We start from the raw sequence: 12,356 nt of genomic DNA, 5'->3' as shown, positions 1-12,356 counted from the left end.
GGGGTGCACCCACCGGTCGAACGGGCAACCACCTCCCGGACGCGTAGGACGCGGGCCCGCAGGTCCGACGGTGCGGAGGGGTGCGGGGGCACGGCGGGGTGCACCCACCGGTCGAACGGGCAACCACCTCCCGGACGCGTAGGACGCGGGCCCGCAGGTCCGACGGTGCGGAGGGGTGCGGGGGCACGGCGGGGTGTCCCCGCAGGACGAGCGCGCAACCACCTCCCGGGTGCGTGACCCGGCTGCGTGCGCGAGCCGAGGAGACACCCCGGCGGGCCCCCGCACCCCGGCCCCGACCCCACCCGGCCCCCACCGCCCCGGAGGCAGCGGCTTGACCCCCCGGCGGCCGGAACCTAGGTTCGGGGCATCTGGCTTGAATGCACTGGTCAGCCGGGGGGAGACAGGGATGGATCGGGACAACGGCACCGCGCCCACGGGCAGCGGCACCACACCCACACCCGCACCCACACCCGCCGGCACCACACCCGCACCCGCAACCACCAGCACCGCCCCCACCGCCCCCACCGCCCCCACCGCCCCCACCGCCCTCGCGGTGCTGGAGCTGCTCGCGCAGGAGGCCCCGGAGGCCCGGTTCGACGCCCTGCTGCACGAGGCCCGCCGCGCGGGCGCGGACGGGGCCGGGCTCACCGACCTCAACCGGGCACTGGAGCTGGCGCGATCGGTGCGGGCCGGCGCCGGCCGCCGCCAGCAGCGGGAGGCGGCCCTCGCCGCGCTGGTGGACACCGCGCAGGACCTCACCTCGCCGTACGACCTCGACGGCCTGCTCAGGGTGATCACCCGGCGGGCCCGGCGGCTGCTGACGTTCGACATGGCCTGGGTGTCCCTCGACCGCCCGGACGGCACTGCGTACGTACGGACCTCCGACGGCGGGACGACCGCCCTGGACCCGGACCTGGACCTGGGCGCGGGCAACGGCCTGGGCGGCCCGGCCGGCGCCCGGCACGCCCCGGTGTGGACCGCAGACCACCCGGCCGACGCGGGCGTCCCGCACGGCCCCGGCATCGACGCGCTGGCCCGCGCCGAGGGCCTGCGCGCGATCATCGCGGTGCCCTTGCGGCACGGCGACTCCACCCTGGGCGCGCTGTACGGCGCCGACCGCGGCGCGCGCCGCTTCACCCCGGACGAGATCGGGCTGCTGCTCTCGCTCGCCGACCTGGCCGCCGTGGCCATCGAGAAGGCCCGGCTGCTGGAGCGGACCCGCGCCGAGGTCGGCGAGCTGGAACGGTTCGGCTCGCGCACCAACACGGCGCTGACACGTGTCCGCTACCTGTGGGAGTGCCACGCGCGGCTGGCCGGCCTGGTCCTGGACGGCGCGAGCCTGTCGACGGTGGCCCGGGCCACGGCGGACGCGCTCGACGGCGTCCTCCAGGTGCGCGATCCCGGCGGCCGGCCGCTGATCTCCACCGGCCCGCTGCCGGCGGCCGCGCCGGACGAGGAGGACGTCGCGCGGGCCGCGCTGGCGGTGCACACCGACCGGCGGCCGGTGGAGCTGCCGGGCGACGTGTGGCTGGCCCCGGTACTGGCCGGGGCGGAGGACCTGGGCGTGCTGGTGCTGCACGCGTCGGCGCCGCTGACCGCGGAGGACGTACGGCTGCTCCAGATGGCCGCGCAGTCGGTGGCCTCGCTGATCCTGATCCAGCGCGGTACGGCCGCCGCCGAGGGCCCCGTCCACGAAGAGCTGCTCCGGGAGCTGCTGGACCGGCCGAACCGCTCGGACCGGCACCTGCTGGAGCGCACCCGCCGGCTCGGCATCGAGCTGGACCGGCCGCACGTGGTGGTGGTGGCCCGGCCGGAGGGCGGGGAGCTGGGCAAGGCGGTCGCCTGGGCGTCCTCGTACGCGTACCGGATGAACGGGCTCAAGGGCGTGCGCCGCGGCTGCATCGTGCTGGTGCTGCCGGGCTCCGACGCCTCGGCGGCGGCCCGCCAGGTCTCGGCGGAACTGTCGCCGATGCTCGGCCACCCCGTCTCCACCGGCGCGGCCGGCCCGACCGGGGGTGCGCGCGAGGTGGCCCGGGTGTACGCGGAGGCCGTGCGCTGCCTGGACGCGCTGACCGCGCTGGACGGGGCGGGCGGTACCGCCTCCCTGGGCGAACTGGGCTTCCTGGGGCTGCTGCTGTCCACCGACCACGACGTGGAGGCGTTCGTCGAGTCGACGATCGGGCCGGTGCTGCGGTACGACGCGACGCGGTTCACGGAGCTGACGCGCACGCTGGAGGCGTACTTCGACTCGGGCGCCAGCCCCACCCACGCGGCCGAGGCCCTGCACGTCCACGCCAACACGGTCTCGCGGCGGCTGGACCGGATCGCGGAACTGCTCGGCCCGCTGTGGCAGAAGCCGGACCGGGCGCTGGAGATCCAGATGGCGCTGCGGCTGCGCAAGGCCAGCGCCGTGCTGCACGACCGCCGCGCGGAGGCGGCCCGGCGCGGCACGGGCCCGCAGTAGCACGGGCCCGCACCGCCAGGGGGGTCAGTGCCGGGGGAGGTCGCGGGCCAGCAGGCTGTGGGCGGCGTGGGCGACGGAGGCCAGGGTGACGTGGCGGTGCCAGCCGTGCAGCGAGCGGCCCGCGTAGTCGCGCAGGCCCAGTTCCCCTCCGACGTGGTGGGAGGAGTGGGCGACGCGGCGGGCCTGCTTGGTCATGCGCAGCAGCGGTCCCACGGGCAGCCGGGTGAGGTCGGTGATCCACAGCTGGGACGGCAGCCCGCGCGGGTCGGACCACTCGCCGATCAGCATCAGGTGGCGGCGGCGGGCCGGTGACGGGTCCGGCATCATCACCCGGACGGCGACGGCCGGGGTGCTGCGGTGGGTGGGCGGCCCGGCCGGGTCGCGCCATTCGACGGGCATGCGCAGGCCCTTGACGGACTGCAGGACGTCCACGGCCTGCCGGGCGCCCGCGCCGTAGCCGGGCAGCGCGGGATCGGTCACCAGGAGCCGGCTGGTCGGGCTGATGCGGGCGATGACGGGCAGGCGGGCCTCGGCGAACCGGTTCATGGTCGGCCGGGTGCCGATGTCCCGGATGTCGAGGACCACCGGGCGCGTGGGCAGACCGCTGCCGCGGACCGTCTCGATGACGCCGCTCGCGGCGCACTCCTCGTAGGACAGGGCCTGTGCGGGGCCCCCGGTGCCCGGGCCGCCGGGGGAGCCGGCGGCGCGCGGGGCGGAGTTGGCGGCGGCCTCGGCCGGGCCCTGCGCATCGGGCAGGAACAGCCGCCAGCCCACCGGCGTGGCCAGTCCGGCGGAGGTGAACCAGGTGCCGAAGGCCTGCTGGCCGCGGAACATCTGGCCGCGGTGCGGGTCGAAGTGGTGGCCGGCGCCGACCGAGTGCTCGCCGCCCTTGGGGATCGCCATCGGCTGGGCCACCCACGCGCCGAGCGGGTCGCTCGCCTCCAGGTAGCGGGTGAGCGCCGTGCGGATCGGCTGCCAGTCCCAGGTGGAGCTGGAGATGAAGTGGTGCAGGCTCTGCTCCGCCGCGGGCCCCCCGACGTGCGCGGCGATGCTGCGGATGGACTTGCGGCCGCTGGTGGTGAGCAGGCCCCGTACGTACTGGAGGCCCTTCTCGCGCTGGTCCCTGCGGCGCAGCGAGGCGAAGACGGTGGAGCAGAGGTCCTCGGTCAGCTCGGTCAGCTCCGCGAGCCGGGCCGTGTCGGCGGCCGTGTCGGCGGGCCCGCCGGGTCCGGCCCGTTCGGCCGACGCGGGCGCTCCGGCATGCTCGGCGACCCGCTCCCCGAGCGGTTCGCCGAGCGGTTCGCGGTGCCGGTGGACGGCGCTGCGCTGGTTGCGGACGATGGTGTGCATGACGGTGGTCACGACTGCCCCCCTTGGCTGCGATGACTGCGGTCCAACGGTCCGTCGCGGACCCGGCCGCCGGGGAGGTGCGCCGGCCACCGGCCTGCGGCCCGGGGGTGGTGTCCGGCCACCACCCCGGCGGGGGCCGGCCGGCGGGGCCGGAGGTGACACACCGGGCACCCGTGCGTTGCCCATCCGGAACCGGAGGTTCGAGGATCGCGGGGAGTGACACGGCGGCCGACCGCCGTGCCGTGCGCGGAACCGGGAGGATGTCCCTTGAGAGTGCGGGAGCGCCTGGGGCTGGAGCCGCGGCCACGTTCGAGGCCGCCGCTGCCCCTGCGGCTGCGGCTGCGCGTATGGGCATGGGAGCGGGCGCGATGAGCGCGGGCCGTACCCTCGACGCCATCCTCGACGGGGTCCGGGCGGACCTGACCGTACGCCAGCTCCGGGTGCCGCTCGGCGACCTGAAGAGCCTGGCCGCCGTCGGCTCCCCGCCCATCGACGCGGTGGCCGCCCTGCGCCGCCCCGGGGGAGTCCAGGTCATCGCGGAGGTCAAGCGGGCCAGCCCCGCCGCCGGGCCGCTCGCCGAGATCACCGACCCGGGCCTGCTGGCCGCCGAGTACGCGGCCGGCGGCGCCGCCGTCGTCAGCGTGCTGACCGAGGAGCGCCGCTTCCGCGGCTCGCTGGCCGACCTCGACGCGGTCCGCGCCCGCGTCACCGTGCCGGTGCTGCGCAAGGACTTCGTCGTCTCGCCGTACCAGTTGTGGGAGACCCGCGCCCACCAGGCCGACCTGGCACTGCTGGTCGTGGCCGCGCTGTCGCAGCCGGACCTGGTCATGCTGGTGCGGCTCGCCGAGGACATCGGGCTGACCCCGCTGGTCGAGGTCCACTCGGAGGACGAGGTGTCCCGTGCGGTGGCCGCCGGGGCCCGGCTGATCGTGGTCGGCGCGCGGGACCCGCACACGCTGGAGGTGGACCACCGCACCTTCGCCAAGCTCGCGGGCGCGATCCCCGACGACGTGGTCCGCATCGCCCAGTCGGGCATCCGCGTCCCGCAGGACGTGGCGTCCTACGCCGCCGACGGTGCGGACGCCGTCCTGCTGGGCGAGGCCCTCGTCACCTCCCCCACCCCCCGCCACACCCTCACCACCCTCCTCTCCGCAGGCCGCCGCCCCCGGTGACCCGCCCCAGGCCCGCCGCCCCGTCCGGCCCGCGGCCCCGCCGGGAAGCCGGCCCACCCGTCCCGCCCGTCCCACCGGCCCCGGCACCGGCCCCCGTCCGACAGACTGTCCGCATGTCCATTCACCAGAACCTCCTCGGGGGCCCCGCCCCCACCCACCTCCCCGACGAGCCCGGCCGCGAGGCCCTCGCCGCCGGCGCCCCCGCCGTCGAGGTGGCGGCCGAGCACCCGACGTCCTCCCTGGCCTGGGCGGTCCTCGCCGACGACGCGTTCGCGGCCGGCCGCACCGTCGAGTCGTACGCGTACGCCCGCACCGGCTACCACCGCGGCCTCGACGCCCTGCGCCGCGCCGGCTGGAAGGGACACGGCCCGGTCCCGTGGGAGCACGAGCCGAACCGCGGCTTCCTGCGCGCCCTGAACGCCCTGGCCCGCGCCGCCGGGGCGATCGGCGAGAAGGAGGAGTACGAGCGCTGCTCGACCTTCCTGCGCGACTCCTCCCCGGCGGCCGCGGACGCCCTCGCCGCCTGACCGGCCCCGCCACCGGCCGCCCGGGACCGGGGCCCCACCGGCACCTCGCCCCGGCGGCCCCACCGGGCGCACCCGGCGCACCCGGCAGGGAGTGACGCACGGCACCCGCGCGTGACCTGCGTCACTCTCCGCTGGAGCCCCGGCGCGAGCGGGTCCTATGATGCGGACAGGGGACCGGGGCTCCACTCACCTCACGGAAGGAGCGGACCGCTACCCGGAAGCACGTGTCGAGGAGACAGCGATGTCGAACACCCTTGATGCCTCCGGAGCCGGTTCGGACGCCCCGAACCTCGACTTCGCCGGCACCACCCCGTACGAGGACTACGTCCAGGCGGACGTCCTCACCCACCTCCAGCACCTCCGCTCGGACGATCCCGGCGAGATGGTCTTCCTGGTCACGACCCAGGTCATGGAGCTGTGGTTCACGGTCATCGTCCACGAGTGGGAGACCGCCGCGGCGGCCGTCCGCGAGGACGACCTCTCCGTCGCGACGGACGCGCTGAAGCGATCGCTCCGCGAACTGGAGGCCCTCAACGCCTCCTGGCGCCCGCTCGCCCACCTCACCCCCGCGCAGTTCAACTCCTACCGCGGCGCCCTCGGCGAGGGCTCCGGGTTCCAGTCCGCGATGTACCGCCGGATGGAGTTCCTGCTCGGCGACAAGTCCGCCTCCATGCTCGTCCCGCACCGCGGCGCCCCGCGCGTCCACGCGGAGCTGGAGAAGGCCCTCTACGAGCCCAGCCTCTACGACGAGGTCCTGCGGCTGCTCGCCCGCCGCGGCCTCCCGGTGCCGTCCGCCGCCCTGGAGCGCGACCTCTCGCAGCGCTACGAGCCCTCGGCCGGGGTCGAGGCCGTCTGGACCGCCCTGTACGCCGACCCCGACGCCCACCCGGACCTGCACCGCCTCGGCGAGGTCATGACGGACGTGGCCGAGCTGGTCTGGCGCTGGCGCAACGACCACCTGGTGGCCACCCGCCGCGCCATGGGCGCCAAGACCGGCACCGGTGGTTCCGCGGGAGTGGCCTGGCTGGAGAAGCGCGCCACGAAGAACGTCTTTCCCGAGCTCTGGACGGCCCGCAGCCATGTCTGACCCCATCGACACCCCCGCAGCCGCGCCCGCCACGGCCACCACCACCGGGCCCGCGCCCGACCTGCGCGCCCGCGCCGCCGGACTCGACGCCACCGACGGGCTCGCCGGGCTCCGCGCCCGCTTCGCGCTCCCCGAGGGCGTCGTCTACCTGGACGGCAACTCCCTCGGCGCGCTCCCGGCCGGCGTGCCCGACGCCCTCGCCGACGTCGCCCGGCGGCAGTGGGGCGAGCTGCTCATCCGCTCCTGGGACGAGTCCGCCTGGTGGACCGCACCCGAGCGGATCGGCGACAGGCTCGCCCCCCTCGTCGGAGCGGCCCCCGGCCAGGTCGTCGTCGGCGACTCCACGAGCGTGAACCTGTTCAAGGCCCTGGTCGGCGCGGCCCGGCTGGCCGGGCCGGGCCGTACGCGGCTGCTCGTGGACGCCGCCACCTTCCCCACCGACGGCTACATCGCCGAGTCCGCCGCCCGGATGACCGGCCTGACCGTCACCCCGGTGGACCCCTCGCACGCGGCCGCCGCGTTCGACGCCGACACCGCCGTCGTCCTCCTCAACCACGTCGACTACCGCACCGGCCGCCTGCACGACCTGCCCGCCCTCACCCGGGCGGCCCGCGCCGCCGGGGCGGTCACCGTCTGGGACCTGTGCCACTCCGCCGGCGCCCTGCCGGTGGACCTGGACGCGCACGGCGTCGACCTCGCGGTCGGCTGCACGTACAAGTACCTCAACGGGGGCCCCGGCGCCCCCGCGTACCTGTACATCGCCGAACGCCACCAGCAGGACTTCGACTCCCCGCTGCCCGGCTGGAACGGCCACGCCGAACCCTTCGCCATGACCCCGGGCTTCGTCCCGGCCGAGGGTGCGCGGCGCGGCCGGGTCGGGACCCCGGACATTTTGTCCATGCTCGCCCTGGAGGCGGCGCTCGACGCCTGGGCCGGGGTCGGCATCGCGGACGTACGGGCCAAGTCGCTGGCCCTGACCGACTTCTTCCTGGAGTGCGTGGCCGCGTACGTTCCGGCGGGCCGGGTCGAGTCCGTCACCCCGGCCGCGCACGCCGAGCGCGGCAGCCAGGTCTCGCTGCGCACCGACGACGCCCGCGCGGTCATGGCGGAGCTCATCTCCCGCGGCGTCGTGGGGGACTTCCGGGCGCCGGACGTCCTGCGCTTCGGCTTCACCCCGCTCTACGTCGGATTCGCCGACGCGGAACGCGCGGCGCGCACACTGGGTCACATTTTCGGGTGACCCCGTAGCGAAACGTCACCTCACGCGGCGGGCGGGGCTCCGGCTCCGCCCGCCGCCGTTCTGCGGCGCCCCCGTACGGAACGGGCCGTTCCAGGCTGATACCGTCCCGCTCTGCCGAACCACCGGAACATCTGTCTCCGCTGTCCCACGCGTTACCGAGAGGTTGTGCCGATGACGGACCCCGCCGCCGTGGAACGGGACGCCGCCGAGGCCGCTTCGGCCTTCGCGCACCCGCCCGTCGCGCCGGACGCGACCGCCGCGTACGGGGACCACCCCGACCAGGTCGTCGACTTCTACGCCCCGCACGGCGAGAGCGCCGTACCCGCCCCGCTGGTGGTGGTCCTGCACGGCGGCGCCTGGCGGGCCCCGTACGACCGGCAGCACGTCACCCCGCTGGCCGGCTTCCTGGCCCGTCGCGGCTTCGCGGTGGCCAACATCGAGTACCGGCGCGGGAGTTCAGTCCCGCACCAGGGCGCCGAGGGCCCGGTTGCCGGGCGCTGGCCCGAGACCTTCGACGACGTCGCCGCCGCTCTGGACGCGCTGCCCCGCCTCGCCGCGGCCTCCGTCCCGCGGGCGGACGTCCGCCGGACCGTGCTGACCGGCCACTCGGCCGGCGGCCACCTCGCGCTGTGGGCCGCCGCCCGGCACGTGCTGCCCCCGGGATCGCCCTGGAGGCTGCCTTCCGCACCGCCGCTGCGCGGTGTGGTGGCGCTGGCCCCCATCGCGGACTTCGCGGTGGCGCGGGAGCTGGGCGTGTGCGGGGACGCCACTGCCCAACTGCTGGGCGGTGAGCGGTACGTCGCCGAGCGGCTGCCGTACGCGGACCCCTCGGCCCTGCTGCCGACCGGGATCGCCACCGCGGTGGTGCAGGGCCGGGAGGACATCGTGGTGCCGGAGCGGGTGGCCGAGTCGTACGTGGCCGCCGCGGCTCAGGCCGGCGAGCTGGTCGGGCTGACGCTGCTCGACGGGGTCGGCCACTTCCCGCTGATCGACCCGGCGGCCGACGCCTGCGCGGTGGTGGCGGAGGAGATCGCGCAACTGGCCTGGTAGAGCCCGGCCGCACGGTGCAGCAGCAGGGCGTGCACGAAGCGGTCCTCGCCGGTCGGCGGGCACCGCCAGGCCAGCGGCCAGCAGCCGTCCGCCTCCGGCACGGGGACGAAGCTGATCCGGCGCGGCCCGGAGCCGAGCCGGGTGAACCCGGCGGGCCAGACGCGGTGGGCGGCGCTGCCGACCGCGATGAAGAAGTACGTCGGGCGCCGGCCGTTGCTTTGTGTGACGATCGGCCCGGGGTCGCCCCCGGTGAGCGTGACGAGCAGGTCGGCGAGGTTCCGTCCCAGGTCACCGTCCACGCGTACGGCGTCGAAGAGCACGCCGGCCTTGCGCAGGACGATGCCGGAGTCCGGAACCCAGCCGGGCGCCGCTGAGCCGGCGCCGTCACTTTCGGTGTTCATGGGACGAGCCTGACGGCTCCGCCCTACCGTTTTCCATAGCTCCGGCTCGACGGGGTGAAACGGTAGTAGCTCGGCCTGCTCGGGTTGAGCCTGGTTGAGTCCGGTTGACTGGAGGTGCGCTCCCCCATGGCCAAGGCCGCCAACAAGGAAACGGCGGGTGGTGCGACCCGCCTGGTCTCGCACCTTGCCCGTGCACTCCGTGAGAAGGAGAAGCTGACCCAGAGAGAACTGGGCGAGCGACTCGGCTACTCTGCCGCAGCGATCAGCGCTGTGGAGACGTGCGCGCAACCTGCGAGCGACGAGATGCTGGTCGGCCTGGAGGCCGAGATCGGGGGCGGACTCGGGGTCTTCGAAGTGGCGCGCGAACTTGTGCGGCTGGACAAGTACCCATCGCACTTTCAGGACTTCTTCCTGCTGGAGCAACAGGCCTTGAGCCTTTACCTGTTCGAGACCGAAGCGATCTACGGGGTCTTCCAGACCGAGGAGTACGCCCGAGCGTTGATCGCCGGGGGCTTCCCGGTCCTCTCGGACCGACGGGTGGACGAGCTGGTCGAGGGCCGAATGGCGCGCAAGGTGCTCTTCGGCCGGGACCCTGCCCCACTCATCGAGCTGATCCTCGACGAGAGTGTGCTCCGTCGAGGCATCGGCACTCCGGCGATCATGCGAGCGCAGTGCCTGTATCTGTCCGAGCTGGCGGCGCTGCGCAATGTGGCCGTCTACGTGCTTCCCTTCGGCACCGGCTTCTCGGGCGAACATGCCGGTACGCGTGGGGGCATGAACATCGTCGAGACGCCGCGCCATGAGCGGCTGGTCTATATCGAGACGGGAGACGAAAGCCTGCTGATCAGTGATGGAGCCAAGGTGAGCACGTACTCACAGCGGTATGCGAAGATCCGCGCACAGGCCCTTGGTCCGCGTGAATCGCTGGGCTTCATCGAGCAGGTGGCGGGAGACTGGATATGAGCACCAACCCCCTGCTGTGGTTCAAATCGAGCTACAGCAACGACAGCGGTGGTGCTTGCGTCGAGGTCGCCCTCGACGGGCGGCAGTGGAGCGGCGGTGGCGCCGGCTGCGGTCACACGGTGCACGTGCGGGATTCCAAGAACCCCGGGCCCACGCTCCGCCTGGCCGGGGAGGCCTGGGCGGGGTTCACCGGGTGGGCGGCGCGTCCGTAGGGGCGGTCGGTACGGGCCGGGCGCCGTTTCGTACGGCCCGCCCCGGTTTCGGCCTCGCGACCTCGGCAGCAGGGGAGTCGGAGTCACGAGCCGCGCCGTGACACCCCGGATATCCCTGTACGTGTCCCCGCCAGGCCTATGTACTCTGGGCTCGCGATCGTTCCTGATCGCGTTCAAAAACAAAAATGGGGGGGCCGGTGCGCAGTCGCCGTCTCGTAATGTCCGCTGTCGCCGTCATAGCGGCCAGCGTTGGTTTCATCCCGGGCGCGGCCCACGCGGCCGAGCCCGTCGCGCCGCCGGTGGCGGCGCCCGACGCCCAGCTCACCAAGGCCGCGGCGGCGAACTTCAAGACCTACAAGAGCCCCGCGGAGAAGTCGGTCCGCTCGGCCCTGCCGGCCGCCAAGAACAAGGGCGCCGCCGCGCCGCGCGCGGCGGGGGCCGCCGCGGGCAACCCGAATCTGAACATGGTGCTCGCCGCGACCAGCACCACGGCCCACGGGCTGGAGTTCGTCACCGACCTGATCAGCGAGGACGCCTCGCTCATCGTCACCGTCGAATGGGGCGACGGGACGCGGGACCAGCGGGACGCGTACGGCGCCGGGGCCCTGCACTACACGCACACCTACGCGGAGCTCGGCCAGTACAACATCAAGGTCACGGTGTCGGACCCGGCCAACGGGGTGCAGGTCGTCAACGAGCTCCCGTACGGGACCGCCGGCTCGGACTTCACCCCGTACACGCCCACCCGCATCCTCGACACCCGCAACGGGACCGGGGCCAAGGCCGGCAAGGTGGGCCCGTCCGGCACCGTCGGGCTCAAGGTCGGCGGCAACGGGGGCATTCCCGCGGGCGTCACCGCGGTCGTCCTCAACGTGACCGTCACCAACCCCACGAACTCCGGGTTCGTCACCGTCTTCCCCGACTTCGGTGAGCGGCCGACGACCTCGAACGTCAACTACGAGGCGGGTCAGACCGTCCCGAACCAGGTCATCGTGCCGGTCGGCAAGAACGGCTACGTCGACCTGGCCAACAGCAGCTGGGGCGGCAGCTCCATCGACCTGATCGCCGACGTCACCGGTTACTTCACGAAGTCGGCGGCCAGCGGCTACACCCCGATGACGCCGGTGCGCTTCGTCGACACCCGTGAGGGACTCGGCACCTCCCGGGGCCAGCTCGCCGGCCAGGGGACCTTCAGCACCAAGATCAGCAACCTGCGCGGGGTGCCCGCCGGCATCAAGGCCGTGGCGCTGAACGTGACGGTCACCAACCCGAAGCAGTACGGCCACCTGACCGTGTTCCCGAGCGGCCAGGCGGCGCCGGACACCTCCAGCCTGAACTTCACCGCGGGCCAGACCATCGCCAACTCGGTCATCGTGCCGGTCGGTTCCGACGGCAAGATCGGGGTCCGCAACGGCGCCTGGGGCGGGGTCGACGTCATCGTGGACGTGGTCGGCTACTACAGCCCGGCCAGCACGGGTTCGTTCGTGCCCGTCTCGCCGTTCCGCCGGCTGGACACCCGTGACCGTCCGAGCGGGGCGATCCCGGGCGGCTACTACCAGCCCGTGGTGTTCTCCCCGGACCCGTCGGAGGACGGCATCTCGGGCTTCGTACTGAACGCCACGGCCACCAACACCGCCAACACCGGCTACCTCGCGGTCGCGCCGGACCCGAACTCGTACGAGGACTACGAGAGGGGAACCGTCAATCCGCCGGACGCCCCCGGCTCCTCCACCCTGAACTGGACGAAGGGCAAGACCGTCCCGAACCTGGTCCAGGCGAGCGCCGGGCAGAACGGCATCGTCGACTTCTTCAACCAGAGCTGGGAAGAGTGGGCGACCACCGACCTGATCGTCGACGTCTTCGGCTACTACGAGACCAACTGATCCACGG

At 74.2% G+C, this 12,356-nt stretch carries 10 protein-coding genes; 9 read left to right on the top strand and 1 reads right to left on the bottom strand.

All coding sequences use genetic code 11. From position 1 onward, the window contains the following. Positions 1-406 precede the first annotated feature (406 nt). Positions 407-2,464: a helix-turn-helix domain-containing protein gene (locus CP968_RS15720; protein WP_150518613.1), complete on the top strand. Its 2,058-nt coding sequence runs from the start codon at positions 407-409 to the stop codon at positions 2,462-2,464. Between the two features lie 24 nt (positions 2,465-2,488). Here CP968_RS15720 and CP968_RS15715 read toward each other — a convergent pair whose 3' ends face one another. Next, positions 2,489-3,826, bottom strand: a complete 1,338-nt coding sequence (locus CP968_RS15715; protein ID WP_229886777.1) for an IS701 family transposase — start codon at positions 3,824-3,826, stop codon at positions 2,489-2,491. Positions 3,827-4,182: 356 nt separating this feature from the next. Between CP968_RS15715 and trpC the strand changes: the two genes are divergently transcribed. From trpC to CP968_RS15670, 8 genes are all read left to right on the top strand, one after another. Beyond that, positions 4,183-4,986 carry an indole-3-glycerol phosphate synthase TrpC gene (trpC, locus tag CP968_RS15710; RefSeq protein ID WP_150518612.1) on the top strand — a complete coding sequence of 268 codons (804 nt, stop codon included), beginning with the start codon at positions 4,183-4,185 and terminating at the stop codon, positions 4,984-4,986. Positions 4,987-5,099: 113 nt separating this feature from the next. After that, positions 5,100-5,513, top strand: a complete 414-nt coding sequence (locus tag CP968_RS15705; protein WP_150518611.1) for a DUF3151 domain-containing protein — start codon at positions 5,100-5,102, stop codon at positions 5,511-5,513. A gap of 241 nt (positions 5,514-5,754) precedes the next feature. Continuing rightward, a complete protein-coding gene (locus tag CP968_RS15700; RefSeq protein ID WP_150518610.1) occupies positions 5,755-6,600 on the top strand; it encodes a tryptophan 2,3-dioxygenase family protein in 846 nt (281 codons plus the stop codon). Continuing rightward, positions 6,593-7,840, top strand: a complete 1,248-nt coding sequence (gene kynU / locus CP968_RS15695; RefSeq protein ID WP_150518609.1) for a kynureninase — start codon at positions 6,593-6,595, stop codon at positions 7,838-7,840. The genes CP968_RS15700 and kynU overlap by 8 nt, the downstream gene beginning before the upstream one ends. A 171-nt stretch (positions 7,841-8,011) precedes the next feature. Continuing rightward, positions 8,012-8,890: an alpha/beta hydrolase gene (locus CP968_RS15690; RefSeq protein WP_150518608.1), complete on the top strand. Its 879-nt coding sequence runs from the start codon at positions 8,012-8,014 to the stop codon at positions 8,888-8,890. Positions 8,891-9,417: 527 nt separating this feature from the next. Continuing rightward, the gene (locus CP968_RS15680) at positions 9,418-10,254 is read left to right on the top strand and encodes a helix-turn-helix domain-containing protein (protein ID WP_150518607.1); all 837 of its coding nucleotides are present in this window, start codon (positions 9,418-9,420) and stop codon (positions 10,252-10,254) included. Beyond that, positions 10,251-10,466: a DUF397 domain-containing protein gene (locus tag CP968_RS15675; RefSeq protein ID WP_150518606.1), complete on the top strand. Its 216-nt coding sequence runs from the start codon at positions 10,251-10,253 to the stop codon at positions 10,464-10,466. Before CP968_RS15680 ends, CP968_RS15675 begins: the two co-directional genes overlap by 4 nt. Positions 10,467-10,684: 218 nt before the next feature. Continuing rightward, a complete protein-coding gene (locus CP968_RS15670; RefSeq protein WP_150518605.1) occupies positions 10,685-12,349 on the top strand; it encodes a hypothetical protein in 1,665 nt (554 codons plus the stop codon). The last annotated feature ends 7 nt before the right edge of the window (positions 12,350-12,356 follow it).

This window comes from Streptomyces subrutilus (genome assembly GCF_008704535.1).
Lineage (GTDB): Bacteria > Actinomycetota > Actinomycetes > Streptomycetales > Streptomycetaceae > Streptomyces > Streptomyces subrutilus.
The sequence above is the reverse complement of the archived record's forward strand: the minus strand, read 5'-3'. Positions and strand labels throughout refer to the sequence as shown.